Origin of the sequence: Micromonospora sp. NPDC047670 (assembly GCF_043204915.1) — a bacterium.
Lineage (GTDB): Bacteria > Actinomycetota > Actinomycetes > Mycobacteriales > Micromonosporaceae > Micromonospora.
In genome coordinates this window covers 85,408-112,056 of the sequence record NZ_JBIDDA010000016.1, presented here as the reverse complement: position 1 = coordinate 112,056, position 26,649 = coordinate 85,408, and the positions used below count along the sequence as shown (strand labels likewise).

The following is a 26,649-nucleotide window of genomic DNA, read 5'->3' as shown; positions in this document are numbered from 1 at the left end:
TCAGGCGGCGGCCAGGCGGACGCCGTCGCGGCCGTGCCGCTTCACCGCGTAGAGCGCCTGGTCGGCGCGGCGGAGGGTGAGTTCGGGGGACTCGCCGGCGCGGGGGAGGGCCACCCCCACGCTGATCGTGCGCCCGATCCGCCGCGCCGCCTCGGTGAGGCGCTCAGCGATCCGGACCGCCTCGTCGGGCCGGTTCACCTCGATCACCGCCACGAACTCGTCGCCGCCGACCCGGTAGAGCTCGTCGCCGTGCCGCAGCGCCGCCTCCAGGGCCCGGGCCAACCGGACCAGCACCTGGTCGCCGGCCTGGTGGCCGTACGTGTCGTTGACGCTCTTGAAGCCGTCCACGTCGATCGCCAGCAGGGCCGTACGACCGGGGGTGGCCTCGGCGATCCGCCGGCCGAACGGCCCGGTGTGCCGCAGCCCGGTCAGCGGGTCCGAGTTGGCCTGCTCGCGCAGGCGGGCGACGGTACGCAGCCGGTCCAGGCAGCTCCACGCCTGGCCGGCCAGCAACTCCAACAGGTTGACGGTGGTCGGGTCGGGGCGCGACAGCCGCTCGTCGGCGACCAGCAGCACCCCGCCGCCGTCGTCGTCGGGCGGGCCGACGGGCACCGCGACCAGGGTGCGCACCCCGGCCCGGGTCAGCGGCCGGTGGTCGGGGACCGGCGGATGCCCCGCCTCGCCGAGCGTGTACCCCACGCCGTGGCGGTGGGCGCGGCTGATCATCCGGCCCAGCGCGGCCGGGCCCGCCTCGGTCAGCTCCGCCCGGATCCGCGACTCGAACTCGCCGGGGGCGGCCGTCGGCGCGCCCAGCCGGGGCCCCTCCGGGCCGGCGAGCACCAGCACGGCGGCGGAGAGGGTGGAAACGTCCCGGGCCGCGGCGATCGCGGCGGCGAACAGGTCCCACTCCGTCGACGCGGCGGTCAGCGCGGTGGCGTGCCGGAGCAGTTTCTCGCTGCGGCTCTCCGCCGGCGGCCCGCCGAGCGCCACGATCCGGGCGCCGAGCCGGGCCGCCACCCGCTCGGCGGTGTCCCGCCACGGGGCCAGGTCGGTCGGGGCGCGCCACTGGAGGTCCAGCACCCCGATCGGCCGGCCCGCCGGATCCAGCACCGGTACGCAGACCTCGGCGGTGACGTCGGGGCGTACCGGGATGTAGTCGGGGTCGTCGGCGACGTCGGGCACGACGGCGGTCTCGCCGGAGGCGTACACCCGCCCGACGATCCCGGTCTTCGGCGGCACGGTCGAGAAGACCTGCCAGGACCCGGTCGCCGCGACGCAGCGGAGCCGGTCGTGCACCTGGAGCAGGACGGAGATGGTGGCCGGCGCGTGCCGGGCGAGCGCGGTGACGGTCCACTGGCACGCCTCGACCGCGGTCGAGGCCATGGGTAGGCGGACCGTGACGTCACGGATGACTCGCTCGTGATCCACTGGGCACGTCGTTCCAGGTAGGGAGGGGTGTCGGCCGGCGTGCCGGCCCGCACCAAGGGTACTCAGCGCGGCGTCGCGTCGCCCGCGAGCAAGATCGTCCACAGGCTTCGTACACATGTGCTATCCACAGGCTGTGGACACGGCCTGTGGGTTCGGCGGGCCGCGCGGCGGGGCTCGCGACGATAGCGTGAAGGTCCCGGTCGAGTGGAGGCACGGATGCTCATCGCCCAGCTCAGTGATCCGCACGTGACCACCGGCGTGCTCGCCGCCGAACCGGCCGTCGGCCTGCACCGCGCCCTCGGCCGGGTGCTGGCGCTGAACCCCCGGCCGGACTGCGTGGTCGTCACCGGCGACCTGGCCGACCACGGCCGCCCCGACGAGTACGCCGCGCTGCGCGAGATCATCGGGCGGTTCCCGCTGCCGGTGCACCTGGTCGCGGGCAACCACGACGACCGGGAGTCGCTGCTCGACGCCTTCGGCGGCACACCCTGGCTCGGCGGCGGCTTCTCGGCTTATTACCACGTCGACCACCCGGAGGCGACGGTCGTGGTGCTGGATTCGCTGTTGCCGGCCGGGGACGGCGCCGGCTGCCTCGGCGAGGACCAACTCGCCTGGCTGGACGGGGTGCTGGCGGGTCGGCCGGAGGTGCCGGCCGTGGTCTGCCTGCACCACCCGCCGGTCCCGGTCGGCATACCCGCCGCCGACGACCTCCGGCTGACCGACGGGGACGCGCTGGCCGAGGTGGTCGCCCGGCACCCGCACGTCGCCCGGGTGGTCGCCGGGCACGTGCACCGCCCGGTCACGGTGACCTTCGCCGGCACGGTGCTCACCACCGCGCCGAGCACCTGGCGGCAGAGTTCGCTCACCATGAGCGCGGACGAGCAGATCGGCTGGGTCGCCGAACCGACCGGCTTCCTCCTGCACCGGATCGTCGGGGACGGCTGCGTCACGCACCTGGTGCAGGTCAGCCACGCCGCCGGCAAGACCTGCGGATTCTGACGGGCGCCGCGGCAACGGACGCCGCGACGGGCTCCGGCCGCTGACCGGTCCGGCCCGCGGCCGGACGGCCGGGATGGTCGGCACACTCGGCCGTCCTCACCACGCCGCCCGGTCAGCCCGGCGGGCGGTCGGGCGGCGGGCGTCGCCGCACCGGTTGGGAACCGGTCGACCGGGCGGGCTTATCTGCTGCGGCAACCGTTTCACCGTCCACAGTTGACCCCGGACATCGATAGCCTCGGCCGGCCGTCGCGGTTCACGCGCGGCTCATCCGCCGGCTGCGACCGGCCGTCAGTGTGGGGGAATCACATGAGGAAGAGGCTGATCGGGTTCGCGCTGGCGCTCGCCGCCACGATGGGCGGGTCGCTGACCCTCGCCGGCCCGGCCCAGGCCGCCACCCCGGCCATCCAGATCACCAAGGTGTACTACAACTCGCCGGGCACCGACAACCGCTCGAACTCGAGCCTGAACGCCGAGTACGTCAGGCTGACCAACCGGCGGTCGAGCGCGATCAACCTGAAGTACTGGACGCTGCGCGACAAGGCCAGCCACGTCTACAGGTTCTCCGGCGACTTCCGCCTGGCCTCCGGGGCCAGCGTCTACATCCACACCGGCAAGGGCACGAACACGTCGACCCACCGCTACTGGGGCTCGGGCGCGTACATCTGGAACAACACCGGGGACGCGGCGTACCTGCGCAACTCCGCCGGGACCCTGATCGACTCGTGCTCGTGGGGGAGCAGCGGCAGCTACACGAACTGCTGACGTGGGGCACCGGCCCCGGGCGCCCGGGGCCGGTGGTCAGACCGGTGCCGACGCCCTCGGCCCGTCGTCGTCGGAGACGGACCGGGCGTCGGCCGGCGGGCGCGACGAGGCGCGGCGGAACCGGGCCGTCCGGGCGCGCACCATCCCGTGCAGACGGGTGGACCACGCGGCGAGCAGGAGCAGGAGCATCGCCGCGCCCAGGGCCCAGGCCAGCCTGTCGCCGGTCGTGCGGATGCCGGGAAGGGTGATCGCCAGGGCGAGGGTGGACGTCCCCGGGAAGATCACCCCCATGGCGAGCGCCTGCGCCACGTGCCCGTCGTGCTTGCGTCGCCAGTAGAAGACCTCCCAGCCGAAGAGGTCGGGCTCGCCGGTGTACCGGGCGATGGCGGGACGCAGCACCTGCTCGATGTACCGGCCGGCGATGCGGATGTCCCGGTACTGGGAGACGACGCTCAGCCCCAGCGCGGTGCTGAGCACCGGCAGGAGCAGGAACATCCGGAGGTCCGCCTTCTCCGAGAGGACGAAGCCGGCGACCGCCGCGATCGCGGTCAGGTTCACCCCGACCAGGGCCTGGTTGTGGTTGGCCTTCCGTTCGATCGTCGCCCGGATCGCCGCCGCGTCGGCCAGGGCCGCCGCCAGGGCCCGGTCGTTCTGCTCCTCGGACACCCTGCCTCCCTCGGCGCGTCACCCCCTCCGGTGTATCAGCGGCCGTCAACGGCAGCCGACCGCACCGCCTCCACCGCCGGGAGCCGGCGGTCGTCCGATCATCCTCTCCGCCGTACGCCGTCCGTCCGGTCCTTTCTGGACCAGCACACCGACAACCGCGACGATCGGTCGTCCCCTGCCGGGCATGTCGGAAACGCCCGTCCGGACCTCCCCGGGTCGCGGCCGTAACCGCAGGTCTGCGTGCCCGCCCCGGTCGACCGGTGGCCCTCCGCGATGAGAGGCTGTCTCCGACGCGGCCGCGGTCCCCCGCCGCGGCACCGCGACCGAACCCTGCCGACGGCGCGGCCCCGACCGGTGTGAACCATCGCCCGGGCACCCCGCGCCGGCTTCTCACGAGGAGTTCCATGTCCATCCCCGGGATGCGTCGGGCCGCCATCGGCCTGACCGCGCTCGCCGTGACCGCGTTCGGCGCGGTCACGACCACCCCCGACCAGGCGGACGCCGGCCCGAAGCCGGTCGCCGTCAAGCTGCTCGCCCTCAACGACTTCCACGGCAACCTCGAACCGCCGACCGGCACCACCAACGGCACCATCGCCGGGCAGCCCGCCGGCGGCGCCGAATACCTCGCCACCCAGCTCGCCGAGCTGCGCAAGCGCGCCGCCAAGGAGCAGAACACCATCACCGTGGCGGCCGGCGACCTGATCGGCGCGTCCCCGCTGCTCTCCGCCGCGTTCCACGACGAGCCGACCATCGAGGCGCTGTCGCTGGCCGGCCTCGACTACGCCAGCGTGGGCAACCACGAGTTCGACGAGGGCGCCGACGAGCTGCTGCGCATCCAGAACGGCGGCTGCCACCCGGTCGACGGCTGCGCCGACGGCACCCCGTACGAGGGCGCCGGCTTCCAGTACCTCTCGGCGAACGCGTTCAGGACCGCCACCGGGCAGCCGCTGCTCGCCCCGTACGCCATCCACAGGGTGCAGGGCGTCAAGGTCGGCTTCATCGGCATGACCCTGGAGGGCACCCCGCAGATCGTCAGCCCGCAGGGCGTCGCCGGCCTGACCTTCTCCGACGAGGCGGAGACCGCCAACCGGTACGCCCGCGAGCTGCGCCGCAAGGGCGTCGAGACGATCGTCGTGCTGCTGCACGAGGGTGGCACCCAGGACGCCACCGGCGGCATCAACGACTGCAAGGGCATCTCCGGCCCGATCGTGGACATCGCCAACCGGATGGACCCGTCGATCGACGTCGTCGTCAGCGGCCACACCCACCAGGCGTACAACTGCGACATCAGCGGCAAGCTGGTCACCAGCGCCAGCTCGTTCGGCCGCCTGGTCACCGACATCGACCTATCCATCGACCGGCGCACCGGTGACGTCATCACCGCCAAGGCCGAGAACGTGGTGGTCACCCGGAACGTCGACCCGGACCGGGCGCAGACCGACCTGATCAACCGCTACAAGGCCGTGCTCGGCCCGGTGGCCGGCCGCGAGGTCGGGCAGACGACCACGGAGATCAAGAAGACCCAGGAGGTCCTCTTCGACAAGACCCTGGGCGAGTCCCCGATGGGTAACCTGATCGCCGACGCGCAGCTCGCCGCCACCGACGACGAGCAGGGCGCGGTCGCCGCCTTCATGAACCCCGGTGGCGTACGCGATGAACTCGACGCCGGCCCGGTCACCTACGAGGAGGCGTTCGACGTGCAGCCGTTCGGCAACAACCTCGTGACGCTCGACCTCACCGGCGCGCAGCTCTACTGCTTGCTGGAGCAGCAGTTCGTCACGGGCCGGACGCTCTACCCGTCGTCGACCGTCCGGTACGTCGTCGACCCGGCCGGCACCACCGGCACCGTGGCGGACCCGTGCGCGGGCAGCCGGGTGGTCCGGGGCAGCCTCAGCTTCGGTGGCGTGGCGGTCGACGCCGGCAAGACGTACCGGGTCACGGTGAACAGCTTCCTCTCCAGCGGCGGCGACGGCTTCACCGTCCTCACCGGAGGCGCCAACCTGGTCACCGGCATGATCGACCTGGACGCGTTCGTGGCGTACCTGACCGCGAAGTCCCCGGTCTCGGCGCCGGCCCTGGACCGCATCCGCACCACCGCGGAGGTCCCCGCCGCCTGAGGCAGCGGTGCGCAGCCGACGGGCCCCGGAGCATCCGCTCCGGGGCCCGTCGCCGTTGCGGTGGGGATCAGGCGTGCGCGGGTGCCGGCTCGGCGGCCAGCGGGGCGGCCGGCACGCGACCGTCCTGGACCGCCGTCAGCAGGGGGCGCAGGGAGAGCGCGACCAGCGAGGCCACCAGGCAGCCGCCGACCACCGCCGCGACCCAGATCCGGCCGTCGGCCGCTCCGATCAGGGGACCCGCCGTGACCGGGCCGATCACCCCGCTGACGCCGAAGATCATCGAACTCATCGCGTTGTAGCGGCCGCGCAGCTCGTCCGTGGCGAGCGCGTTGGTCAGCGCGGGCATCACCGGCGACAGCAGCGTCTCGCCGAAGCCGAAGATCGCCGAGCAGGCCACCACGCCGAGGGCGGCGAGCAGCGCGTTGCCCGTACCGACCACGCCGGCGGCGCCGAGCACCAGCCAGGCGGTCGCGAAGACCGCGCCCACCACGGCCAGCCCGCCCGTCCGGCTGCGCCCCTCCATCCGGCGGATGACCAGCAGTTGGGCGAGCACGATCATCACCGTGTTGCCGGCCAGCGCCCAGGCCACCACGCGCGGCGTCACCTCCACCACCCGCACGGCGTACGCGGTGAAGCCCACCTCGATCTGCGCGTAGCCGCAGGTGGTCAGGATCAGGCCGAAGACGACCAGCCGCCGGAACGGCCGGTCCTTCAGCACGGTGAGGTAGCCCCCGGCGGACGGTCGGTCCCCGGCCGGGCCGGCCGCGAGCCGGTGACCCACCCGCGGCAGGCTCAGCAGGATCAGCGCGGGCATCAGGTAGGTGATCGCGTCGAGCACGTAGATCGCCTGGAAGGTGACCAGGCGGGTGGTGTCGACGATCGCGCCGGACGTCAGGCCGCCGATGCCGATGCCGAGGTTGAGCAGGGCGAAGTTCAGCCCGAAGACCCGCTGCCGCTCGTCGTTGTCGGTCAGCGAGGCGAGGATGGTGTTCTGCCCGGACCAGATGGCCGAACTGCCCATCGCCACCAGCGTCATCACCCCGAACGCCGAGGCGGTCGAGTCGACCAGCGCCAGCGAGCCGGTGCCGACCGCCTCGATCACCAGGCACGGCACGACGACCCGGCGCGCGCCGAACCGGTCGATGAGCGTGCCGCCGAGCGGCGACAGCGCCAGGGTGACCGCGCCGTACCAGCCGATCACCAGGCCGGCGCGCGCGTCGGTGAGGCCACGGACGTCGGTCAGGTAGATGAACAGGAACGGCAGGGTGAGGCCGCGCCCGACCGCCGACAGCAGGGTGCCGACGAGGATCCGTCGGGCTTCCGGACGGCGGGGCAGGGCACGACTGAGCATTCGGCGATTCTGTGCGCCGGGTACGACGACCCGCGAGCCGTTTACGGCCCCGCCCGCGCGCCCGGAGGGCGCGCGGTGATCAAGGCCACACCGGACGGCCGTGCCGTCGGCGGTGTCGCCCCCGACCGTGGCCGTCGGCGGCACCGGGACCGGGCTCGCTGTCGGGCCCGTCTGCGATGCTGTTCGGGATGACCACGACCTGGCGACACCTGCCCGCACCGGCCCGCGAGATCGCCACGGCCGCCGTCGACGCCGTCGCGGCCGCACGCGGGCGCGACCCCGAGGCGTACGACGTGGCGGTGGCCCGGCTCGCGGCTGCCGAGCGGTCCGGTCTGGTTCTCGGCGCGGTGGTCCGGTTGCTGCTGGAGGAGGGCCACCCGGACGGCCTGGACGGCGACGACGTCCGGCAGGTGCTCGAACGCTGCGTCCGGGGCGCGGCGGGATGGCGGCCCGACGCCGACCCGCACGTGGTGCTCGTCCTGCTGGCGGGCGCCCTCGGCGTCTACGACCCGGACGGCCACGAGTCGCCGCCCGACCCGCCGGCCGTGGCACGGCACGCGCCGCTGCTCGTGGCCGACCTGCTCGCCACGACCGGCCGGCCGCTCGACGGCTACCTGGCCGCCGCGTTCGCCGAGATCGAACGCACCGAACGCCACGACTGAGCGGGCCGGCCGCCACCGACCGACGTGGCCGCCGCTGAGCCGGTGCCGTTCGGGCCTGCCCGCCGTCCGCGACGAAGGACGGCGGGCAGGCCCGGTCCGGGTCTCAGCGCACGGCGTAGTCGCCGAGCGCCGGTTCGAGCAGGTCGAACGTGCGGGTGCCCGCTTCGGTGAGCGCGGCCGCGACGTCGTCCAGGTCGTCGCCGTCGAGCGTGCGCCGTCTCCCCGAGGGCCGGCGCGACCAGCGGGCGTCCGGGCTGATCCTGGCCTTCACCGTGTCCGACCTGGCCGGGGTGCTCGGCCGGTTGGCGGGTGAGGGAGTCGCCATCACCATGCCGTTGCGTGAGGAACCGTGGGGCGAGCGGCTGTTCCAGGTCACCGACCCCAACGGTGTGGTGATCCAGTTCGTCGAGTGGGTCCCCCGGCCGCCGGCTGACCCTCGGGTGCCGCCGGACACCCGGCGGCACCCGCGGCGCGCGCCGCGCCGTGGACACGCCCCGCACCAGCACGTCGCCGCCTCCCCGGCCACCCTGCTGGTGACCGGGCGGTGGCCGCCGCACCAAGGTTCAGGGGGCATGTCCGCCGAGCGGTGTGCCCCTGAACTGTGCGCCGGCGGTGGCGGGCGACCGGATGTCCCCGCGCGTCCGGCAGATCCCGGTCTCGGCGCGCGCCGTCGCCGCGCACGTTGGGGCCTCGGGACGCTCGCCCCGGAGGCCGTCGCCCCGGACGCCGCCGTCCGGCGCGCCGTCGTGCCGGGCGAACACGGGCGGGCGGCGCAGCTCAGCCGCAGCCGACGACCGCGCCGGCCTTCTCTCCCGTCGGCCGCTGGATCACCTGGATCTCCTCCACACCCGGCAACCGGCGGATCGGCGTCAGCCGCGTGCAGTCGAACTCCCTGCCCTCCGTCGTGAGCCGGAACGACTCGGGCATCGCATCGGCCGAGACCTGCGCGATCATGTCCGGCCTGTCCTTGAACATCTCCTGGAAGTGCTGCCACGCCTGCTCGCGGCCCTCGAACCTGACGCCCTCCACCGGGTCCAGGCCGTGCAGCGCCGACTCGATAACCGCCTTCTGCTCGGGGGTGGCCTCGCTGCTCAGGAAGACGTTGACGGCGTACTGGTGCTGGTTGCTCCGCGCGACGACGAGGACGACCGTGGTCGCGGCGACCGCCCCGACGAGCATGGCGACCATGGCGACGAGCAGGAGCAGACCGCGTCGGGGCCGGGTGGGCGGCGCGACCCCGACCGGCGCGGCGTCGACCGGCGCGGCCCCGCCCGGCGTGGCCCCGTCCGGCGTGGCGTCGACCGGCGTGGCGTCGACGGGTGACGACTCGTCCAGGGGTGGTTGGGGGAACGGCTCCGACACGGTGGACAGTAAAGCAGTGATGGCCGCCCCACGATGTCCCTGACGGCGCGGCTGCGACCAGGCGGCCCACACTGAGCCAGGGTGCGGCCCGGCCGCTCGCGTCCTCCGCTGCCCCCGGACGGTGGTGCTCGCCGGAAACGAATCGAGGCCCCTCCGTGGAGGGGCCTTGACCTGCTGTTACCTCTGGTCGGGGTGGCCGGATTCGAACCGACGACCTCTTCGTCCCGAACTGGCTGCATCGTGGTCTGGTCGAGCTGCTCCCGAGGTCACGGGCTCTGCTGAGGCTCAGCTCGGCCTGGTTCGGCTGGCACGGTTGCTGTACTTCGCTGCTGTACTGCTGGCGTCAGATGAGGCGCTGGACGCGGACCTTGGCCTGCTCGTTTCTCAGGTGGCCTTCCTTGTGCTGGCGTACCTGCTCGTCCCAGACCTCCTGGTCGTAGTCCGGGTCGGGCGGGATCCACTTGTGGGAGCCGTCGCTGTAGTGGAACTTCTCGTCGCCGGGCCGCAGGATGCTCATCGGGTCCAGCCGAGGAATCGGTGGTGCAGGTGGCCGGCGGGGACGTGGGCTAGGTCCTGGGCGGCGTCGACGAGCTGCGCGGCCAGGTAGAGGGCCAGCGACACCGGGGCGCGGTCGTACTCCGCTCGCAGCTCCCGCCGCCGGGTCTGACAGGGCCAGTCAGCACCGCAGCCGCCGCAGATCCAGGCCGGTGTGACCGGAAGGTGTTTCGTCATCGCGGCGCGTCCCGGCTCGGCCAGTGGCCGCGGTTGATCGGGATGGGATGACGGCTTCGGCAGGGCAGGTCGTTGCCGCAGCGGCAGATGCGCCGCCAGTGCTGCCATGACCAGACGGGTCGGTGCCGGCGGGCGAGGGTCAGCGCCGCCGCCAGGACGTACTCGTCGTAGGAAACGCGCCGCCGGCTGTTGTCCTGCCTCTGGTGGTGGCCGGTATCCCGCACGGCACCTGCGGTCGGAACAGTTGCATCGTTCGGTCTGGTCATCACGCCTCCCGCCGACGCTGACGATCCCGTAGGCACCCGGTCAGCCGTCTCCGGAGACAGGGCACCCACGGCAGGACGACCCGCCGCCAAGCTGGGTAGCCCCACGAGCAACTTAGGACGCAATGTGCGCAGGGTCAACAGCTGCGACACATAGCGTTGTAAGTCGAGCTTGCGATGTGGTCTGCTTGCACCAGCCGCCAAGCTGGGAGCACCACCTATGTCTGAAGCTGCCTACCTACAGGTCGCCCGAGATATCCGCGAGCAGGTCAGCTCCGGCCAGTTGAAGCCGGGCGACAAGCTGCCCTCGTTCGCCGCCCTCTGCGAGCACTACAAGGTCAGCAACACCGTCATCCGCGCCGCCATGCTCCTGCTCAAAGCAGAGGGACTGATCGACGGCCGGCAGGGCAAGGGCGTCTACGTCGCCAACCCGCTTCCCCGGTAAGCCGGGGTCGCTCTCTCTGAGGCGCGGACGCCTCGCTTACAAGCTCTGTGCATCGCGTTCGCACACGTCCGGGAATGGCTGCACGCTCGGAGCTTCGTCCATGCCAGTGCTAGTCAGTGTGCTGCCATCCTGCGTGGTTGCTGTATAGCCATCCCGCCGGCGACCCGGCCGATCCCGCTGACTGATGTCCCCATCGTCGGTTGGCATCGCACGAGCAAGCGGGCAAGATCGGCCCGTGGCTCACGAAGAACGCTTTCTCCGCTGCGAGGTGGTCGCATGGGTCAGCCAGGATTTCCCGGGCTGGGTGCGCGTCCGCCTGGTCGACGCGGACGGCAGGTCGTGGTTCTTCGTCGACAAGGTCCCCTTTTCACCGGCGGTCAGTTAAGCGCCGACACTCGTCTGCCAGCACCAGTTCACGTGCGCTGCGGCATCGTCGGACATGACGACGACCGCGCCCTAGTCATCTCCACCCAGCCGGACGGGGTCGAAGCAGAGGGTGGGCAGAGGCGGTTCCGGGTGCGCGAGGACCAGCTGGACCGACACACGGTTTAGGAAGGCAGTTGCGTTCGCCCGGAGCGCCGGCCCCCTACCAGGACATACGCCCGATGCTCCATCAGCGGCGGCCTTGATCATTCCGCGCATGTTCCGGATCTTGTGCCCCCTCCCCATGCCTGGGCTCTGCCAGGGTGGCAGCAAGATAGGCGTTGCGGCGTGCGATGAGGCGTTGTAGGTACGGCCGCAGGATGAGGCTGGCCACGAGGCCACCAACGGGTCCCATCGGCGCAGTGAAGTCGATGACATCGCGCATGAGGGTTGTCGAGGAGTTAGCCGGATCCGGCGTAAAGCTGTGCTCGTGGCGCCATCGGCCGAATGGGCCACTGATCTGCTCGTCCGTGAAGCCGTGCGGCCGCCGGTAGTCAGTGATCCGAACGGTCATCCGCCAGGGTAGGCCGAAGTGCCTGGCTTGCCACGTGACGGCATCGCCGGCCTTCAACCGGCCGGTCGTTAGGCCGCCGACCGCCCGTTCGGCGCTAGTCCCCATGGACTCGGTATGCATATCAACATCGAGGCAGGCGTCGAAGACGGTTTCCGGGACTGCCTGAACGTCCGTAGTCAGCTCGATGCGCGGCACAGTGCCACCGTAGGCCCCTGGTCACGTCGCGAGGGCAGCAGGATGAGCGCTTGACCCCCAGGCAACCAACAAGGATCGGTGACCTGCTGTTTTACAAGCGCTGAGCTGCCGGATGGGTCCTCCAGTGTCCATGCTCGTCCGTCCGCGTCCAACCCGATCGTCACCCGGTTAGTCACTCACGCGTCGCGCTTGCGGCTCTGCTCCCTTACCTCCGCCGCGCAACTGAGCAACGACCTAGCCAGCGCCTCCGCCCGGTCCGCCGACAACCACAACGAGCCGTGCGGCACGTCGTCATCGGGACCGGCCAAGCTTTCCGTCAGAGTCTCCGCTGGTACTTCGACGTCAAGCCGAACGAAATGATGCCCCCTGCTGTAGTCGACGAAGGCATCCAAGTACCGGTCATCATCGAAGGTCACCGCCGCATGCTGCCACGACAGCGATGCCCACCTCACCCCCTCAGCCTCGACCGCTTCGTCCCGAAGAACCCCCGCAACCTGTCGACCTGGCATGATGCGGGCTCCAAGGGTGCGGGACGGTCCCCGGATGTCCGTCGACGTCCAGCGCTGTTTGCGCCCGTAGTCACCCAGTTCGTCACTCACAACTGGCGGCCACGGTCGGCAACCGCCTCCGTCCGGGCACGTCGCGCAGCTGCGCCACAGCGGACCTCTCATTTCGTTCGCCACGTGTATCAGAGGGGCCTTTCGAAGTGAATGCGAAGACGGGTACGTTGCGTCGATGAGCCGAACGGATCACGTCCCAGCCGCTTCCTTCGGCGGCCGCCTGGTGTTGTCGGCACAGGTGCTGCTTCTGGCCCTGCTCCTGATCGGCAGCTTCGGTGTGCTGCTCGCGGCCGCGCTGCCCACCGGCAATCTTTCGGCTGTGCTGGATCCTGGGCTGGAACGGTTGGGCGACCCGAAGGACTCGCTTCCGCCGGTTGGTCCGGACTCGCCGTGGAACCCGCTGCTCTGGTTGTTCGAGATCGGCCGGGTGGTGGCGATATTCGTCTACCCGGTCGCGTTCGTGGCCCTGCTGCTCGGGGCGGTCGAACTGCCGCGCACCCGGTGGGTCGGCGACCGGAAAGCATTCCGCTGGCTCGCCATCGGCACCGGGCTATGGCTCGCGCTGACGGCGCTCGCCCTGACGCCGTACGGCACGCAACTGCACGTCTGGTTGGCTGACTGAAGCCATGCTGGTCGTACGTGGTGGGCGGGCAGGTTTCGAACCTACGACTAGCTAGCGCCATCCTCACTGCCTGCCATCGACCCGCACCCCGTGGAGCGGGCCACCGCCGCCCGCCACGTCAAGCGGACCTTGACGGCTCGTTCGGACGCTGCCAGAACTGCCGGAGTCGGCTTTCGTGTCGCGGACCGCGCCCCCGGCGGACACCGCCACAGTGGCGCAGTTGACCCGACCTCGACCGGCACGGACCCGGCTCCCGGGGTCGGAGCTGGCCACCGGCGGGCACCCACCCCCTCCCAGGTGAGCAGTTGATCTGACCGTGAGCGGCTGCGGAGCCGGCTCCTGGACGACCAGCACGCCTCACGCGGGCACCGCCCCATGCTTGGGGCTTGTCGCGCGGACCGGGCGGGCGCTGTCCTGCGCCGCGCTGCTCGGGCGCGGCGCGGCCGGCTGCCGGCGACGAACCTCCACCACCTGCTGAGCTACCCGTCTGCGGCGGCCCCCGGGCTCCCCGCTCTCCGCGCCAGCCGCCGAGCATCAGGCGTGACGGCCGCAGAGCGACAGCGGCAGCGGCCGGCGCGCGCCCAGGCGGCGGCGCGTGCGGCCCGTCAAGGGCCGCCTTGATAGACGTACAGAAAGTCCTCCCACGACGGCCGGCAGTCGGCCGTTCCTGCTTCGATGCTGCGGAGTCACGGCGGGTTGACGTATGGGTACCCGGTGCTACTCTGGCCCTCGTCGAGCACGCCAGCCCGGCCTTTCCGCCGGATCGCTGAACTTGACTTCGGAGTTGCCGAGCGGCCTTCCTGCCGCTGATGCGGGCCAAGTCCCGCCGGCTCTCGATCGCACCGGCCGCTGCGCCGGCCCGGAATCCGCTGAACGGCCCAGCGCGGCATTTCCCGCCGTCCACGATGGCCCTCGGATTCGCGCACCTCGACGGGTGGGGATCGCCTGCGGCAACCCACCGGAAGCCGACGACCAGGCACCCCACCCGTCCCGGCATCACCCAAGGTCCAGCAACCGGAAGGACCCAGCTCACCGGCGGTCCGAGGCCGATGCTCTGTGCCCGCCCTCCGGCGTGAGCCGCCCTCGCAGGCGGTGCCAGGAGACACCACGAACACCATCGACGGATACCCGCTCCGGCGTCCGGTGGCAGTTCGTCGCCCGTCCCTGCCACCCGCCTTGAGGAGAATCCGTGTCCACCCTGCCCACCATCGCCGCCGGGCGTGACGCCCAGGCCCTGTACCGCGCCGCCACGCCGGACTACTTCGGCTGGCTGGAGCACACCCGCGCCGCCCCGCCGGATGCACCCGACCGATCCGCCTGACCGGCACCCTCACCGCCGTCGAACCCCGCACCGGCCGGATCGTCGGGGAGCGGCACACCGACGAGTTGCCTGACCGGACGCTGTACAAGGCGTGCGGCAACCGGCGTGCCGCCCAGTGCCCAGACTGCGCCTGGGTCTACGCCGGCGACGCCTTCCAGGTCGTCCGCTGCGGCCTGACCGGTGGCAAGACCGTCCCCACCACTGTCGCCCGCCACCCGGTCGTCTTCGCCACCTTCACCGCGCCGTCCTTCGGGGCGGTGCACCACCGGCACATTCCCCGGCACACCTGCGCCGACCGTCGGCGTTGCGACTGTCGCCCGGCACCCTGCCACGCCCGCCGCACCGCCAACACCTGCCCGCACGGGCAGCCCGCGGCCTGCTTCGCCCGCCACGACGCCGATGATCTGCGGCTCGGTCGGCCGCTGTGCCTGGACTGCTACGACCACGACCACCAGGTCGTCTGGAACGCCTTCTCCGGCGAGCTGTGGCGGCGCACCAAGCAGGCCATCGAACGCCACCTCACCGCCCTGTGCCGCCGACGCGGCATCGCCCACGTCCAGGTCGTCACCGACACCGGCAGGGTGCGCCAGGTGCCGCCGGTGCGGGTGTCACACGGGAAGGTCGCCGAGATGCAACGCCGGGGCGCGGTGCACTTCCACGTCCTGCTCCGCCTCGACGGCGTCGACCCCCACGACCGACACGCCCTGGTCCCGCCGCCGGCCGGCATCACCGCCGACGACCTCGACGCCGCCGTCCACGCCGCCGCCCGACAGATCACCGTCACCACCCCCGCCCATCCCGACCGGCCGAAGGGCTGGCCGGTCGCCTGGGGCGAGCAGGTCGACGTACGCCGCATCGGCCCCGGCGACGGGGACGTGACCGACGGGAAGGTGGCCGCCTACCTGGCCAAGTACGCCACCAAGTCCACCGAGGCCACCGGCCACTGCTCCACCCGACTTACCCCCGACACCGTCGACGCCTACGCCGACCCCGAAGGCGACCACCTCGCCCGCCTCATCTACGCCTGCTGGCGACTCGGCCGCCCCACCCACACCCGGAGCAGCAACACCGCCACCCCGACCGGCGGGCGTCAAGGCGACCTTGACAGCAAACCGAACCCCTACGCCGGGCTGCGCCGCTGGGCGCACATGCTCGGCTACGGCGGCCACTTCCTCACCAAGGCCCGCCGCTACTCGATCACCTTCGGCCTGCTCCGCGACACCCGCGCCACCTACCGCCGCGCCGAAGACGACACCCCCGACACCATCACCGTCGGCGCCCTGACCTTCATCGGCTCCGGCTGGCTCACCAACGGAGACGCCCTGCTCGCCAACACCGCCGCCGCCCAACACCGCGAACGCCAACGCGTCGGCCGGGAAGAACTCGCCCACGAAGCGTGGCTGACCGGGGCCGCCGCATGAGCCGAGAACTCACCCCGCGCTGGTACTCGCCCGCCGAGGTCGCCGTCCTGCTCGGCTTCGGCCTGTCGAAGGTCAAGATGAAGATCGCCACCGGCGAGCTGCGCTCGATCAAGGACGGCAAGTACCGCCGCGTCCTCCCCGAGTGGGTCGACGACTACATCCGCGAGCAAGTCGAGCGGCAGGAGGCGGCCTGATGCCCGGACGCACCCGCGCCAACGGCGAAGGCTCGATCTTCCCGTACCGCAACGGCTTCGCCGCGTACGTCTGGGTCACCAAGCCCGACGGCAAACGCACCCGCAAGTACGTCTACGGACAGACCCGCGAGGTCGTCCACGACAAGTGGATCAAGCTGCACCAGCAGGCCAAAGCAGGGCCGGTCGCCACCCGGGTTCCGGCCCTCGGTGACTACCTGACCTACTGGCACCGGGAGGTCGTGCGCCCCAACCTCGCGCCGCTGACCTGCGCGACGTACGAGACGATCCTTCGGCTGTACGTGATCCCCGGTCTCGGGGGGGAAGCGGCTCGACCGGCTTCAGGTGCGCGACGTGCAGACGTGGATCAACGAGGTGGCCCGCACCTGCCAGTGCTGCGCCCAGGGCAAGGACGCCCGCCGCCCGGAACTGAGACGGCGATGCTGCGCGCTCGGCCGGTGCTGCGGTGACACGCCGTCCGCCCGCACCGTCAAGGACATCCGGGGCGTGCTGCGCTCGGCGCTCAACCACGCCGCCACCGAGGAACTGGTCACCCGCAACGCCGCCGCCCTGGTCAAACTCCCACCGGTCCGCCGCCGTAGGGGCAGGGCGTGGACCAGCGACGAGGCGCGTCGCTTCCTGGAGTCCGCGCGGGCCGACCGCGATCCGCTGTACGCCGCGTATGTGCTGATCCTGGTGCTCGGCCTGCGCAAGGGCGAGGTGCTCGGCCTCACCGAAGACGCCGTCGACCTGGCGGCCGGGGAGCTGTCGATCGGCTGGCAGTTGCAGCGGGTCGGCGGCCAACTGCTCCACCGCGAGACCAAGACGCAGACCTCGGACGCCACGCTCCCGCTGCCGGACATCTGCGCGACGGCGCTCGACCTCCGCCACACGGCGAAGAAGAACGACCGCGATCAGGCGGGCATCGCCTGGCAGGGCTCCCGGCTGCTGTTCACCACCCGCTACGGAACGCCGGTCGAGCCGCGCAACTTCAACCGCTCCTGGGACGCCCGCTGTGTCCGCGCCGGGATCCGGAAGATCACCGTGCACGACGCCCGGCGTACCTGCGCGACCCTGCTCGTCGACCTGGACGTGCACCCGCGCGTCATCATGCAGGTGCTCCGGCACGCGGAGGTGTCGGTGACGATGGAGATCTACTCACAGGCGTCCTCGGATGCCACCCGCGATGCCCTCAAGCGCCTGGGGGAGAGCCTGCGGTGACCGCCGCTGCTGTACTCGACTGCTGTACGAATGCATCAGGGGCCACTCTCATCGATGGAGAGTAGCCCCTGACCTCGGTCGGGGTGGCCGGATTCGAACCGACGACCTCTTCGTCCCGAACGAAGCGCGCTACCAAGCTGCGCCACACCCCGAGGCGTGCCGACAAATAGTAGCCCACCCGGTTCGGTGGTCCAACTCGGTACCCCCACCACCACGCGCCCCGGTGGGGTAGGCCCGATGCCGGCAAGATCCGCGCAACTTCCCGGATGTTGCCGGCTCCCGGAGCGGGGAGGCCACTACATCCCCGAAGTTGCGCGGATCTTGGGGTTCGCAGGGTCGGGCGGGTGCGGGGCGGTGGGGCAGGGGGCTCGGTGTGGCGGGTGGTGCGTTGTGCCGCGCGGGCGGTCAGCGGGGGATCAGGGTGAGCACGCTCGCCTCCGGCGGGCAGGCGAACCGGACCGGCGCGGTCGGGTGGGTGCCGAGACCGGCGGAGACGTGCAGCCAGGAGTCGGAGCCGGGCCAGCGGTGCAGGCCGCGCGCCATCGAGCGGGGCAGGCCGCAGTTCGTGACCAGCGCCCCGACACCCGGCACGCAGACCTGGCCGCCGTGGGTGTGCCCGGCGAGCAGCAGCCCGAAGCCGTCGGCGGCCATCCGGTCGAGCACCGCCGGCTCGGGGGAGTGGGTGAGCGCGATCGACAGGTCCGCCACGGGCGACACCGGCCCGGCGACGGACTCGTAGTCGTCCCGTTCGATGTGCGGGTCGTCAACCCCGAGCAGCTCGACCGCCCGGCCGCCGGCCTTGACGGTGGTGCGGGCGTTGTTCAGGTCGACCCAGCCCGCGCCGGTGAGGACGTCGCGCAGTTCCTCGTGCGGCAGCTCGACACCCTCCGTGTACTCCCGGTCGGGCAGGAAGTAGGTGAACGGGTTCTTCCAGACCGGGCCGGTGTAGTCGTTGGAGCCGAAGACGAAGGCCCCCGGGTAGTCGAGCAGCGGCTGGAGGGCGCGCAGCACGCCGGGCACGGCGCCGGGGTGCGCCATGTTGTCCCCGGTGACCACCACCAGGTCGGGGTCGAGCGCGGCCAGCGACGCCACCCAGCGCTGCTTGCGCCCCTGGTCGGGCGTCATGTGCAGGTCGGACAGGTGCAGGACGCGCAGCGGCTCGGCGTCGGCCGGCAGCACCGGCACGTCGTACCGCCGCAGGGTGAACATGTTGCGCTCGACGAGCGACGCGTAGGCCAGGGTCGCCGCGCCGAGGGCGGCGGTCCCGGTCGCGAGCCGGAATAGTGTGCGCTTTCGCATGGCGTTCAGGGTAGTTTCACCGTCCATGAGCACGCTGAAGGACCGTCTCACCGCCGACATGCGCGCCGCTCTCAAGGCGCGCGACGAGCTGACCACCTCCACGCTGCGGATGGCGCTCGCCGCCGTCGGCACCGCCGAGGTCGCCGGCAAGGCCAAGCGCGAGCTCACCGACGACGAGGTGCTCGCGGTGCTGACCAAGGAGGCGAAGAAGCGCCGGGAGGCCGCGACCGCCTTCGCCGACGCCGGCCGCACCGAGCAGGCCGCGAAGGAGACCGCCGAGGGTGAGGTGCTGGAGCGCTACCTGCCGAAGCAGCTCTCCGACTCAGAGCTGAGCGAGCTGGTCGCGGGGGCGCTCGCCGCGGGCGGCTTCACCGGCAAGGCGCAGATGGGCCCGGCCATGAAGGCGGCCCAGGCCGCGGTGGCCGGCCAGGCCGAGGGCGGTCGGGTCGCCGCCGAGGTACGCCGGCAGCTCGGTCTCTGAAACCCGGCGCGCCGACCCGGGTACGCGAAACGGGCGGGCACCCCCGCGAGGGAGTGCCCGCCCGTTGTCGTCGTCCGGCCCGATCAGCCGCCGGGGCGGTTCGGCGGGCGGCCCGGGTTGGTCGGCGGGCCGCCGGTGCCGCCCGGCGTGGTGCTGCCCGGGGTGGTGCCCCCACCGGCGCTGATCTGGATGGTCACCACGCCGCCCTTGATGGTGCGGCCGTCGGGGCTGGTGCCCGCGGCCTTGCCGGGGGCGCAGGTCGACGGGACCTTGATGTCGGAGACGACCGCGTCGAAGCCCTCCGCCTCGATCCGGGACTTCGCCTGCTCCACGTCCAGGCACTTCACGTCCGGGATACGGCGCTGGTCGCCCTCGCGGATCTTCTGGCCCGGGGGCTCGAAGTTGATCCGCTTCTTGCCCTTCATGGCGTCGCGCAGCGTCTCGTAGACCGGCGGGTTGATGCCGTCCTTCTGGTTGTGCTTCATCTTGACGTTGGTCTGCGGCCAGTCCGGGTCGGCCATGATGCCGGCCACGGCGTACTGCCTCGTCATCGCGACCAGCGAGGCGGTCTTCTCCGAGTCGGTGGTGCCGGACTTGCCGGCCACCGGTGCGTCGACGATTCCCTTGACGCTGGGGGCCGTACGGCTGCCGCCGCACCTGCTGGTGGAGGAGTTGTCACCGACCGGGCAGCGTGCCGCGTCGACGGCGGCGCGGGCCACCTCGGTGCTGACCCGCTTCTCGCAGCGCGGGTTGGCGATGTCGAGCTTCTTGCCCTCCGGGTCCTTGATCTCCTGCACCGGGATGGGCTCGCAGTACTTGCCGTCGGCGGCGAGGGTGGCGTACGCGTTGGCCAGTTCCAGCGGGGTGGTCTGCGAGACGCCGAGGGTGAAGGCGCCCCACTGGTGCGCGGCCTCCTTGCTGCCGGCGAACTTCGCGTCCTCGGTCTGCCGGAACTGGATGCCGAGCCGCTTGGCCACGTCCACCACGTTCTCCGCGCCGACCTTCTGCTGCAACGGCACGAAGTACGTGTTGGTCGACTGGGCGAAGGCGCTCCACATGGTCTGCACGCCGCCGGCCTTCTTGTTCGAGTTCGTGGGGCAGTAGAAGTGGGTGCCGGGGCACGCCGCCGGGCTGCTGCTGTCGATGATGTATTCCGACTTGAACTGCGCTGGCGAGTTGAACGTGTAGCCGAGCGGGATGCCCTTCTCCAGCGCCGCCACGATGGTGAAGATCTTGAAGGTCGAGCCGGCCTGGTAGCCGGTGATGCCGTCGCCGCCGGTGAGCAGCGGGTTCACGGTGTTCGGGTAGTTACCGAGCTTGCCCTTCCTGCGCTGCTTCGGGTCGCTGTGCTGCTTGTTGGCCGGCTTCTTCGGGTCGTCCAGCTTGAAGGTGCGGTTCACCGCCAGCGCCCGGACCCGGCCGGTGCCCGGCTCGACCACCGCCACCATGGCGGCTTCCTTGGCGGTCTCCTTCTTGGCCCTGCGGACGGCATCGTCGGCGCCCCGCTGGGCCTGGGGGTCGAGCGTGGTGGTGATGACGTAGCCGCCGCTCTTCAGCCGCCGCTCCCGGTCGTACGAGGTCGAGCCGAACGTCTCCTGCTGCATCCACCAGCGGTAGAAGTAGTCGCAGAAGAAGCCCCAGCGCTTTTCGTTGGTCGAGACGCAGCCGTTGGGCGCACGCTTGCCGGTGACCTTGAGCTTGACGGCCTTGGCCGCGTCCGCCTCCTGCTGGGTGATCGCGCCGATCTCGACCATGTTGTCGATGACGTAGTCGCGCCGGGCGACGGCCGCCGTGTAGCCGCTCTTGGTGGTCGGGTCGTTGGTGCTCGGCGCCTTGACCATGCCGGCGAGCATGGCCGCTTCCTCGAGCTTCAGCTTGCTCGGCGGCTTGTTGAAGTAGACCTGGCTGGCGGCGTAGATGCCGTACGCGCCGTTGCCGAACGCGGCGATGTTCAGGTAACGCTCCAGGATCTCGTCCTTGGAGAGCTCCTTGTCGATCTGGAGGGCGTAGCGCATCTCGCGCAGCTTGCGGGCGCTGGTGTCCTCGGTGGCCGCGACCACGTCGGCCGGGTGGCTCGCCGAGTACGCGATGGCCAGCCGGACGTACTGCATGGTCAGCGTCGAGGCGCCCTGCTGCGAGGACGCGTTGGACTGGTTGTTGACGAAGGCCCGGGCGATGCCGTTGAGGTCCACGCCGTTGTGCTTGTAGAAGTCGTGGTCCTCGGCCGCGATGATCGCCTTCTGCATCACCGGCGCGACATCGGCCAGCTTCACGTCCCGACGGTTCTCGTCGTACATGGTCGCCAGCGGGGTCTTGCCGTCCGAGGCGTACAGGTAGCTGATCTGCGGCGCGCGCGCCACGGTCAGCTCCTTGGGCAGCGCGCCGAAGGTCTCGGCGCCGGCCTTCGCGGCGAGGCCAGACATCGCCACCGCGGGGAAGGCCGCCGCCGCGACCACCACGCCGGCCAACAGGCCACATATGAGCAGCGATGCGGCGTTGGTCAGCACATTGTGGTCACGTTTCCGCATCCAGGTCACCTCGACAGGGTACGCGAGTAGGGAACGAGGGGCGCTGGGGCGTTCTTTCCCCATTTCCTGCGCGCGCCGACCTCGTTGTGCTAAACGCACGACCCCCGGTGCGTGGTTGCGTGAATCCGGCGTCGAGTCTCTCTCCTTCCCGAGGGGGCCCGCAGCGTTTTCACGGACTCCGGCGGGGTAACCGGCGGTCGCGAAGCCCGGGAAGCCGGGAGTGTCCGGAATGATGGATTTCGCCGACAACGTTGCGTAATCGGGTGACTACAGAGCATGATGGGGGCGGCGACAGAGCCACATGTCGTCCGTGCCGCCTTGGGGAAGGCGCGCCGGGCGACCGGGGGGAATTGCCGGCTGGTCCGCGACGGGGTCGGTAGGTACTGCAAGGGGGGACGAGTACAGATGGGCATGATCACTGACTGGCCGTCGCTGGCGGCGTGTCAGAACGGGGACCCGGACGCGTTGTTCGTACAGGGCGCCGAACAGAACGTGGCCAAGCGGATCTGCCGGAGCTGCCCAGTCCGGTACGAGTGCCTGGCCGACGCGCTGGACAACCGGATCGAGTTCGGAGTGTGGGGTGGCATGACCGAACGCGAACGCCGCGCGCTGCTGCGCCGTCACCCCCAGGTGACGAGCTGGCGCAAGATGTTCGAGGCCGCGATGAAGAAGAACGCCAAGGACAAGGCGGGCAAGGACAAGATCCTGGTCACCGCCGCCGGCTGAGCAGCCGTCACGGCCGGCTGATCGCCGCGCCGATCGTCCGCAGCCCGTCGACGTCGTGCACGTCGGCGGGCTGCGCCGTCACCGACACCGCCGGCACCGCCGGGAACGCCTCCGTGAACCGGGCCGCGACCCGCCGCTCGCGGAGCGCCTGCTGGGCCAGGGCGGCGTGGGCCCGCAGCACGTCGACGGTGCGCTCGTGCCCACCGAGGGCGGCCAGCCGCTCCGCGGCGGCCAGGCTCTCCGCCGCGTCGAGGCCCGGCACCGCCGGGCGGTGCACCCGGTTGAGCACCAGGCCCGCCAACGGCATCTTCTCCTCGCGCAGTCGACCCGCGAAGTAGGCGGCCTCCCGGACCGCGTCCGCCTCCGGCGCCGCGACCAGCAGGAACGCCGTCTCCCGCGCCTGGAGGATGCGGTACGTCTGCTCCGCGCGCTGCCGGAACCCGCCGAACATCGAGTCGAGCGCGGCGACGAAGCCGGAGAGGTCCGTCAGCAACTGGGCGCCGAGCACCTTCTGCACGACCTTGGAGAACATCCCGAACGAGGCGGTGACCAGGCTGAACATGCTCCGGCCGCCGGTGCGCGCCGGGGCCAGCAGCAGCCGCAGCATCCGCCCGTCGAGGAAGCGGGAGAGGCGGGCCGGGGCGTCCAGGAAGTCCAGCGCGGAGCGGGACGGCGGGGTGTCCACCACGATCAGGTCCCACTCGCCCCGGGCGTGCAACTGCCCCAGCTTCTCCATCGCCATGTATTCCTGCGTGCCGGCGAAGGTCGAGCTCATGGCCTGGTAGAAGGGGTTGGCGAAGATCTCGTCCGCCTTCGCGCGATCGGTGTGCTGGAGCACCACGTCGTCGAAGGTGCGCTTCATGTCCAGCATCATGGCGTGCAGCTCACCGCCGCTGGCCTCGACGTCGATCCCCTTGACCTGCCGGGGGGTGTTGTCCAGCTCGGTCAGCCCGAGCGACTGCGCCAGCCGGCGGGCCGGGTCGATGGTGAGCACCACCGTGCGCCGGCCGTGCTGCTCCGCGGCCCGCAGCGCGAGCGCGGCGGCCGTGGTCGTCTTCCCCACCCCGCCCGCCCCGCAGCAGACCACGATCCGCACGCCCGGATCGGCGAGGATCTGGTCGACGTCCAGCTGCGGCGCCGCGTCTTCGGAAGGCACCAATCGAGCGTATCGGGCCGGGTCGGTCGGCGCGCCCGTGCCGGCGGCAGGTGTGAGTCAATCCGCCCGGACGAGGGCCTCGGCGAGCCGGTCCAGCCCGGCGCGGTCCACCCCGTCGGGCAGCAGCGGCAGCTCGGTCAGCGGCAGCCCCAGCTCCACCAGCTCGGCGCGGAGCGAATCCTCCAGCTCGCGGCGGATCGCCTGGTCGCGCGCCTCCGCGGCCAGCCCGGCGACGGTGTCCCGGTCCGCCGGCAGCCCGGCGGCGCGCAGCCCCCGCTCCAGCTCGGCCGGGCTCACCGCGTGACCCGCGGGCAGCGGCGGCCGGGTGCCGTTGACGATCACCCGACCCACCGGGAAGCCGAACGTCGTCAGCTCCGCGATCGCGTCGACCGTCTCCTGGACCGGCATCTCCTCGAGCAGGGTGACCACGTGCACGGCGGTGATCGGGGAGCGCAGCAACGCGGCGACCCCCTCGCTCTGGGTCTTGATCGGGCCCACCTTGGCCAACCGCGCCGTCTCGGCCGTGACGTTGAGGAAACGGCCGATCCGCCCGGTCGGCGGGGCGTCGAGCACCACGGCGTCGTACGCGCGCCGCTGGTCGGCCGTGCGGGTGGTGGCCTCCTTCACCTTGCCGGTGAGCAGGACGTCCCGCAGGCCCGGGGCGATGGTGGTGGCGAAGTCGATCGCCCCGAGCTTGCGCAGTGCCCGGCCGGCCGCGCCGAGCTTGTAGAACATGTCCAGGTATTCGAGGAGGGCCTCCTCGGCGTCCACCGCCAGGGCCCGCACCTCGCCGCCGCCCGGCGCGTCGGTCAGGTGCCGCTCCTCGTAGGGCAGCGGGTCGGTGCCGAAGAGCTGGGCGATGCCCTGCCGTCCCTCGACCTCGACCAGCAGCGTGCGGCGGCCGCCGGCGGCCAGCGCCAGGGCCAGGGCCGCCGCGACGCTGGTCTTGCCGGTGCCGCCCTTGCCGGTCACGACGTGGAGGCGGGCCGGCCACTCCGTACCGGCCGGGCCGGCCGCCCGCTCTGCTGCTCGCACCCGTCGAGCCTATCCAGCGGACGGTCTCAGGCGACCTCGCAGACCCACCAACCCGTCTTCTTCACCACCGTGAACCGCAGGTCCTGGTCGGCGACCTTCTCGTCGGCGGTGGTCATGGTGACCCTGGTGGTGACCGTGGCGCGGTCGCCGGTCTGGTTGTCCACCTTGGGGCTGCTCCACCGGAACCGCGGGTTCTGGTGGGCCGAGACGTACTTCTCGACCTCGGCCACCTTGGCGGCGATCTGCTTCTCGTCGCGGGACGACGAGCAGACCAGGGCGGCGGCCTTGTCCGCGTCGCGCTCCTGGTAGACGGCGGTGAGGAACTCGTCCACCGCGACCGCCGGCTCCTTGGCGCCCTCCCCGCTCTCGGCGTTGCGCAGCGTCAGGAAGGTGACGACGCCGCCGGCGGCGCAGAGCAGCAGGATCACGGCCAGGGCGATGGAGGCGATCAGCACGCCGCGCCTCTTCTTCGGCGCGGCGGGTGGCGGGTGGGGCGGGTACCCGGCCGGGGGCGGCGGGATCGACGGGCCCGGGGCGGCGGCCGGGCCGGGCGGGACGGCGGCGGCGCCGGGAGCGGCCGGGACGTCCGGTCGACCGGCCGGCGAGCCGACGGGGCCACCGCTGGGCGGTTGGGTCATCTCTTCCCCCGGGGGTGCGACGCCGCCGCCTCCCGTGGCGACGAGCGTGATCGAGCTGGCGGCGAGCCGGCGAGCGCCCGTCCGACCGGAAGGGTAGCGGTCGATCGGTGGGTTCGGTGGGGCGGCGGGTGCGGTCCGGTCCCGCGCGGGGCATGTGTCGCATATGTGACTCGGCGTGACCGGCCGTGCGCGTCCTGTTGGCGGGACTGTCGCTCCGGTCCTACGTTCGCAGCGGCGCGGGGGGACGGGGTCGGGCGGAGTGGCCGGACCCGCGACGCGATGACGTGACCAGGTACGACGGCCGGAGGCAGGGCATGCGCGACGTGGACAACATCCCCCGAGGCCAGTTCCCGGCGGGCGACCGGGCGCGGCGGGCCGGGGCCGGTTCGGCCGGTGACGCCGAGGGCGGGGCGGGCGGCCTGCCGATCAACGAGCGGTCGTACCGGCGGTTCGCCGAACCCGTCGAGGTGCTCCGCGCGGCCGGCCGGCCCGGCGTGCGCGGCCGGGACGAGGAGGAGCCCGGGTACGTCATCCACCTGCCGATCCGGGTGGCCGACCTGGCGGCGGCCACCGCGCTGGCCGGCACGGTGGCCACGTCACTGAGCTTCCTGCCCGAACTGGACGCCGGCGAGACGACCGTCTCCACCGCCGACGACCAGAACAACCGGCACCGGGTCTTCTGCGACCTGCTGCTGCCGGACCGGTCCCGCTGTCCGCAGCCGTACGAGCACGGCGGTCCCTGCGGGGAGCTGCCCACCGCCCCGGAGCAGCGTCCCGCGCCCCGACCGTCCGCCGGACCGTAGGCTGTGCGTCGAAGAGCCGTACTCCATCCAAGGGAGCCCTCCACCGATGCAGAAGTGGGAATACGCCACGGTCCCGCTGCTGGTCCACGCGACCAAGCAGATCCTCGACAACTGGGGCGAGGACGGGTGGGAACTCGTCTCCGTGGTTCCCGGCCCGAACCCGGAGCAGCTCGTCGCGTACCTCAAGCGGCCGAAGGCGTGAGCGGCATGACCAACGGTCCCCACGCCAAGCTCGCCGAACTCGGGCACGCGCTGCCCGAGGTGGTCCCGCCAGTGGCCAGCTACGTGCCGGCCGTCCAGTCGGGGCAGCACGTCTACGTCTCCGGGCAGTTGCCGATGGCCGAGGGGAAGCTGCTCGCCACCGGCAAGGTCGGCGCCGGCGTCTCCGCCGAGCAGGCCAAGGACCTGGCCCAGCGGTGCGCGCTCAACGCCCTGGCCGCGATCGACTCGCTGGTCGGCCTGGAGAACGTCGTCAAGGTCGTCAAGGTGACGGGCTTCGTCGCCGCCGCCCCCGGCTTCACCGCCGTGCCCGGCGTGATCAACGGCGCCTCCGACCTGTTCGGCGCGGTCTTCGGTGAGGCCGGCCGCCACGCGCGCAGCGCCGTCGGCGTCGCCGAACTCCCCCTCGACGCGCCCGTCGAGGTCGACGTCATCGTCGAGGTCGCCTGACCCGTGCCCGCCCCCGCGATCTTGCACTGACCGCCCGGCGAAAGCCGCGAAGCGGGACG

The 26,649-nt window shown here is 71.9% G+C and carries 28 protein-coding genes, 1 tRNA gene and 3 pseudogenes; 16 read left to right on the top strand and 16 right to left on the bottom strand.

What is annotated here, in order from left to right; genetic code table 11:
- Entirely contained in the window at positions 1-1,428 is a 1,428-nt protein-coding gene (locus tag ACGF7U_RS27665; protein WP_393111522.1) for a diguanylate cyclase, read from the bottom strand.
- 216 nt (positions 1,429-1,644) lie between these two features.
- Here ACGF7U_RS27665 and ACGF7U_RS27660 point away from each other — a divergent pair, with 216 nt between their 5' ends.
- Both ACGF7U_RS27660 and ACGF7U_RS27655 read left to right on the top strand, forming a co-directional pair.
- The gene (locus tag ACGF7U_RS27660; protein ID WP_393111520.1) at positions 1,645-2,427 is read left to right on the top strand and encodes a phosphodiesterase; all 783 of its coding nucleotides are present in this window, start codon (positions 1,645-1,647) and stop codon (positions 2,425-2,427) included.
- A 306-nt stretch (positions 2,428-2,733) separates the two neighbouring features.
- Positions 2,734-3,189 carry a lamin tail domain-containing protein gene (locus ACGF7U_RS27655; protein ID WP_393111518.1) on the top strand — a complete coding sequence of 152 codons (456 nt, stop codon included), beginning with the start codon at positions 2,734-2,736 and terminating at the stop codon, positions 3,187-3,189.
- Positions 3,190-3,225: 36 nt separating this feature from the next.
- Here ACGF7U_RS27655 and ACGF7U_RS27650 read toward each other — a convergent pair whose 3' ends face one another.
- Positions 3,226-3,855, bottom strand: coding sequence for a hypothetical protein (locus ACGF7U_RS27650; protein ID WP_393111516.1), 630 nt, complete (start codon positions 3,853-3,855; stop codon positions 3,226-3,228).
- 404 nt (positions 3,856-4,259) lie between these two features.
- On the opposite strand from ACGF7U_RS27650, the gene ACGF7U_RS27645 reads away from it, so the two are divergent.
- Positions 4,260-5,972, top strand: coding sequence for a bifunctional metallophosphatase/5'-nucleotidase (locus ACGF7U_RS27645; protein WP_393111514.1), 1,713 nt, complete (start codon positions 4,260-4,262; stop codon positions 5,970-5,972).
- Between the two features lie 67 nt (positions 5,973-6,039).
- Here ACGF7U_RS27645 and ACGF7U_RS27640 read toward each other — a convergent pair whose 3' ends face one another.
- Positions 6,040-7,323 (bottom strand): MFS transporter, encoded by a 1,284-nt coding sequence (locus ACGF7U_RS27640; RefSeq protein WP_393111512.1) that lies wholly within the window; start codon positions 7,321-7,323, stop codon positions 6,040-6,042.
- Positions 7,324-7,511: 188 nt separating this feature from the next.
- Here ACGF7U_RS27640 and ACGF7U_RS27635 point away from each other — a divergent pair, with 188 nt between their 5' ends.
- Positions 7,512-7,985, top strand: coding sequence for a hypothetical protein (locus tag ACGF7U_RS27635; RefSeq protein ID WP_393111509.1), 474 nt, complete (start codon positions 7,512-7,514; stop codon positions 7,983-7,985).
- A 103-nt stretch (positions 7,986-8,088) separates the two neighbouring features.
- Here ACGF7U_RS27635 and ACGF7U_RS27630 read toward each other — a convergent pair whose 3' ends face one another.
- Positions 8,089-8,361 carry a hypothetical protein gene (locus tag ACGF7U_RS27630; RefSeq protein ID WP_393111570.1) on the bottom strand — a complete coding sequence of 91 codons (273 nt, stop codon included), beginning with the start codon at positions 8,359-8,361 and terminating at the stop codon, positions 8,089-8,091.
- Here ACGF7U_RS27630 and ACGF7U_RS27625 point away from each other — a divergent pair.
- Entirely contained in the window at positions 8,258-8,893 is a 636-nt protein-coding gene (locus tag ACGF7U_RS27625; protein WP_393111507.1) for a VOC family protein, read from the top strand. The genes ACGF7U_RS27630 and ACGF7U_RS27625 overlap by 104 nt on opposite strands.
- Here ACGF7U_RS27625 and ACGF7U_RS27620 read toward each other — a convergent pair.
- From ACGF7U_RS27620 to ACGF7U_RS27605, 4 genes and pseudogenes are all read right to left on the bottom strand, one after another.
- Positions 8,832-9,164: pseudogene (locus ACGF7U_RS27620) on the bottom strand (permease-like cell division protein FtsX); the annotation flags it as partial. The gene ACGF7U_RS27625 and the pseudogene ACGF7U_RS27620 overlap by 62 nt on opposite strands.
- Before the next feature lie 526 nt (positions 9,165-9,690).
- Positions 9,691-9,864: a hypothetical protein gene (locus ACGF7U_RS27615; protein WP_393111505.1), complete on the bottom strand. Its 174-nt coding sequence runs from the start codon at positions 9,862-9,864 to the stop codon at positions 9,691-9,693.
- Entirely contained in the window at positions 9,861-10,079 is a 219-nt protein-coding gene (locus ACGF7U_RS27610; protein ID WP_393111503.1) for a flavin reductase, read from the bottom strand. The genes ACGF7U_RS27615 and ACGF7U_RS27610 overlap by 4 nt, the downstream gene beginning before the upstream one ends.
- Positions 10,076-10,345 carry a hypothetical protein gene (locus ACGF7U_RS27605; RefSeq protein WP_393111501.1) on the bottom strand — a complete coding sequence of 90 codons (270 nt, stop codon included), beginning with the start codon at positions 10,343-10,345 and terminating at the stop codon, positions 10,076-10,078. Before ACGF7U_RS27605 ends, ACGF7U_RS27610 begins: the two co-directional genes overlap by 4 nt.
- A 217-nt stretch (positions 10,346-10,562) precedes the next feature.
- Between ACGF7U_RS27605 and ACGF7U_RS27600 the strand changes: the two genes are divergently transcribed.
- Together ACGF7U_RS27600 and ACGF7U_RS27595 are read left to right on the top strand one after the other, a co-directional pair.
- Entirely contained in the window at positions 10,563-10,787 is a 225-nt protein-coding gene (locus ACGF7U_RS27600; protein WP_091269831.1) for a winged helix-turn-helix domain-containing protein, read from the top strand.
- Positions 10,788-11,022: 235 nt separating this feature from the next.
- Entirely contained in the window at positions 11,023-11,172 is a 150-nt protein-coding gene (locus ACGF7U_RS27595; RefSeq protein WP_393111499.1) for a hypothetical protein, read from the top strand.
- Between the two features lie 228 nt (positions 11,173-11,400).
- On the opposite strand, the gene ACGF7U_RS27590 is transcribed toward ACGF7U_RS27595, so the two are convergent.
- A complete protein-coding gene (locus ACGF7U_RS27590; protein ID WP_393111497.1) occupies positions 11,401-11,919 on the bottom strand; it encodes an SRPBCC family protein in 519 nt (172 codons plus the stop codon).
- A gap of 176 nt (positions 11,920-12,095) precedes the next feature.
- On the bottom strand, positions 12,096-12,335 hold the full coding sequence (locus ACGF7U_RS27585) for a hypothetical protein (RefSeq protein WP_393111495.1): 240 nt from the start codon (positions 12,333-12,335) through the stop codon (positions 12,096-12,098).
- Between the two features lie 319 nt (positions 12,336-12,654).
- Between ACGF7U_RS27585 and ACGF7U_RS27580 the strand changes: the two genes are divergently transcribed.
- From ACGF7U_RS27580 to ACGF7U_RS27565, 4 genes and pseudogenes are all read left to right on the top strand, one after another.
- Complete coding sequence (locus ACGF7U_RS27580; protein WP_393111493.1) at positions 12,655-13,101, top strand: hypothetical protein; 447 nt, start codon at positions 12,655-12,657, stop codon at positions 13,099-13,101.
- A gap of 1,198 nt (positions 13,102-14,299) precedes the next feature.
- Positions 14,300-15,843, top strand: a pseudogene (locus ACGF7U_RS27575) (replication initiator).
- Positions 15,840-16,037: an excisionase family DNA-binding protein gene (locus ACGF7U_RS27570; protein ID WP_393111491.1), complete on the top strand. Its 198-nt coding sequence runs from the start codon at positions 15,840-15,842 to the stop codon at positions 16,035-16,037. The pseudogene ACGF7U_RS27575 and the gene ACGF7U_RS27570 overlap by 4 nt, the downstream one beginning before the upstream one ends.
- A pseudogene (locus tag ACGF7U_RS27565) lies at positions 16,037-17,255 on the top strand (tyrosine-type recombinase/integrase). Before ACGF7U_RS27570 ends, ACGF7U_RS27565 begins: the two are co-directional and overlap by 1 nt.
- A gap of 78 nt (positions 17,256-17,333) precedes the next feature.
- Here ACGF7U_RS27565 and ACGF7U_RS27560 read toward each other — a convergent pair.
- A tRNA-Pro gene (locus ACGF7U_RS27560) sits at positions 17,334-17,407 on the bottom strand.
- A 253-nt stretch (positions 17,408-17,660) separates the two neighbouring features.
- The gene (locus tag ACGF7U_RS27555; RefSeq protein ID WP_393111489.1) at positions 17,661-18,554 is read right to left on the bottom strand and encodes a metallophosphoesterase; all 894 of its coding nucleotides are present in this window, start codon (positions 18,552-18,554) and stop codon (positions 17,661-17,663) included.
- 25 nt (positions 18,555-18,579) lie between these two features.
- On the opposite strand from ACGF7U_RS27555, the gene ACGF7U_RS27550 reads away from it, so the two are divergent.
- Positions 18,580-19,035: a GatB/YqeY domain-containing protein gene (locus tag ACGF7U_RS27550; RefSeq protein WP_393111487.1), complete on the top strand. Its 456-nt coding sequence runs from the start codon at positions 18,580-18,582 to the stop codon at positions 19,033-19,035.
- Between the two features lie 83 nt (positions 19,036-19,118).
- Here ACGF7U_RS27550 and ACGF7U_RS27545 read toward each other — a convergent pair whose 3' ends face one another.
- On the bottom strand, positions 19,119-21,563 hold the full coding sequence (locus ACGF7U_RS27545) for a penicillin-binding protein (protein ID WP_393111485.1): 2,445 nt from the start codon (positions 21,561-21,563) through the stop codon (positions 19,119-19,121).
- Between the two features lie 405 nt (positions 21,564-21,968).
- Between ACGF7U_RS27545 and ACGF7U_RS27540 the strand changes: the two genes are divergently transcribed.
- The gene (locus ACGF7U_RS27540; RefSeq protein ID WP_319460489.1) at positions 21,969-22,289 is read left to right on the top strand and encodes a WhiB family transcriptional regulator; all 321 of its coding nucleotides are present in this window, start codon (positions 21,969-21,971) and stop codon (positions 22,287-22,289) included.
- 7 nt (positions 22,290-22,296) lie between these two features.
- Here ACGF7U_RS27540 and ACGF7U_RS27535 read toward each other — a convergent pair whose 3' ends face one another.
- From ACGF7U_RS27535 to ACGF7U_RS27525, 3 genes are read right to left on the bottom strand one after another with little or no spacing between them, the layout of a single operon-like run.
- Positions 22,297-23,448: an ArsA family ATPase gene (locus tag ACGF7U_RS27535; protein ID WP_393111482.1), complete on the bottom strand. Its 1,152-nt coding sequence runs from the start codon at positions 23,446-23,448 to the stop codon at positions 22,297-22,299.
- Between the two features lie 54 nt (positions 23,449-23,502).
- Positions 23,503-24,480, bottom strand: a complete 978-nt coding sequence (locus ACGF7U_RS27530; RefSeq protein WP_393111480.1) for an ArsA-related P-loop ATPase — start codon at positions 24,478-24,480, stop codon at positions 23,503-23,505.
- A 26-nt stretch (positions 24,481-24,506) separates the two neighbouring features.
- Entirely contained in the window at positions 24,507-25,118 is a 612-nt protein-coding gene (locus tag ACGF7U_RS27525) for a hypothetical protein (RefSeq protein ID WP_393111479.1), read from the bottom strand.
- 314 nt (positions 25,119-25,432) lie between these two features.
- On the opposite strand from ACGF7U_RS27525, the gene ACGF7U_RS27520 reads away from it, so the two are divergent.
- The 3 genes from ACGF7U_RS27520 to ACGF7U_RS27510 are packed head-to-tail and all read left to right on the top strand — an operon-like array spanning position 25,433 to position 26,590.
- A complete protein-coding gene (locus ACGF7U_RS27520) occupies positions 25,433-25,921 on the top strand; it encodes a hypothetical protein (protein WP_393111566.1) in 489 nt (162 codons plus the stop codon).
- Between the two features lie 46 nt (positions 25,922-25,967).
- A complete protein-coding gene (locus ACGF7U_RS27515) occupies positions 25,968-26,123 on the top strand; it encodes a DUF4177 domain-containing protein (RefSeq protein ID WP_013736319.1) in 156 nt (51 codons plus the stop codon).
- A 5-nt stretch (positions 26,124-26,128) separates the two neighbouring features.
- Positions 26,129-26,590, top strand: a complete 462-nt coding sequence (locus ACGF7U_RS27510) for a RidA family protein (protein ID WP_393111477.1) — start codon at positions 26,129-26,131, stop codon at positions 26,588-26,590.
- Positions 26,591-26,649 lie beyond the last annotated feature (59 nt).

Bases quoted from the DNA above. Each gene is read 5' to 3' on its own strand.
- ACGF7U_RS27640 (WP_393111512.1), bottom strand. From the start codon at position 7,323: ATGCTCAGTCGTGCCCTGCCCCGCCGTCCGGAAGCCCGACGGATCCTC.
- ACGF7U_RS27660 (WP_393111520.1), top strand. From the start codon at position 1,645: ATGCTCATCGCCCAGCTCAGTGATCCGCACGTGACCACCGGCGTGCTC.
- ACGF7U_RS27610 (WP_393111503.1), bottom strand. From the start codon at position 10,079: ATGACGAAACACCTTCCGGTCACACCGGCCTGGATCTGCGGCGGCTGC.
- ACGF7U_RS27615 (WP_393111505.1), bottom strand. From the start codon at position 9,864: ATGAGCATCCTGCGGCCCGGCGACGAGAAGTTCCACTACAGCGACGGC.
- ACGF7U_RS27515 (WP_013736319.1), top strand. From the start codon at position 25,968: ATGCAGAAGTGGGAATACGCCACGGTCCCGCTGCTGGTCCACGCGACC.
- ACGF7U_RS27540 (WP_319460489.1), top strand. From the start codon at position 21,969: ATGGGCATGATCACTGACTGGCCGTCGCTGGCGGCGTGTCAGAACGGG.
- ACGF7U_RS27525 (WP_393111479.1), bottom strand. From the start codon at position 25,118: ATGACCCAACCGCCCAGCGGTGGCCCCGTCGGCTCGCCGGCCGGTCGA.
- ACGF7U_RS27545 (WP_393111485.1), bottom strand. From the start codon at position 21,563: ATGCGGAAACGTGACCACAATGTGCTGACCAACGCCGCATCGCTGCTC.
- ACGF7U_RS27635 (WP_393111509.1), top strand. From the start codon at position 7,512: ATGACCACGACCTGGCGACACCTGCCCGCACCGGCCCGCGAGATCGCC.
- ACGF7U_RS27600 (WP_091269831.1), top strand. From the start codon at position 10,563: ATGTCTGAAGCTGCCTACCTACAGGTCGCCCGAGATATCCGCGAGCAG.
- ACGF7U_RS27555 (WP_393111489.1), bottom strand. From the start codon at position 18,554: ATGCGAAAGCGCACACTATTCCGGCTCGCGACCGGGACCGCCGCCCTC.
- ACGF7U_RS27520 (WP_393111566.1), top strand. From the start codon at position 25,433: ATGCGCGACGTGGACAACATCCCCCGAGGCCAGTTCCCGGCGGGCGAC.
- ACGF7U_RS27570 (WP_393111491.1), top strand. From the start codon at position 15,840: ATGAGCCGAGAACTCACCCCGCGCTGGTACTCGCCCGCCGAGGTCGCC.
- ACGF7U_RS27655 (WP_393111518.1), top strand. From the start codon at position 2,734: ATGAGGAAGAGGCTGATCGGGTTCGCGCTGGCGCTCGCCGCCACGATG.
- ACGF7U_RS27645 (WP_393111514.1), top strand. From the start codon at position 4,260: ATGTCCATCCCCGGGATGCGTCGGGCCGCCATCGGCCTGACCGCGCTC.
- ACGF7U_RS27605 (WP_393111501.1), bottom strand. From the start codon at position 10,345: ATGACCAGACCGAACGATGCAACTGTTCCGACCGCAGGTGCCGTGCGG.
- ACGF7U_RS27580 (WP_393111493.1), top strand. From the start codon at position 12,655: ATGAGCCGAACGGATCACGTCCCAGCCGCTTCCTTCGGCGGCCGCCTG.
- ACGF7U_RS27510 (WP_393111477.1), top strand. From the start codon at position 26,129: ATGACCAACGGTCCCCACGCCAAGCTCGCCGAACTCGGGCACGCGCTG.
- ACGF7U_RS27550 (WP_393111487.1), top strand. From the start codon at position 18,580: ATGAGCACGCTGAAGGACCGTCTCACCGCCGACATGCGCGCCGCTCTC.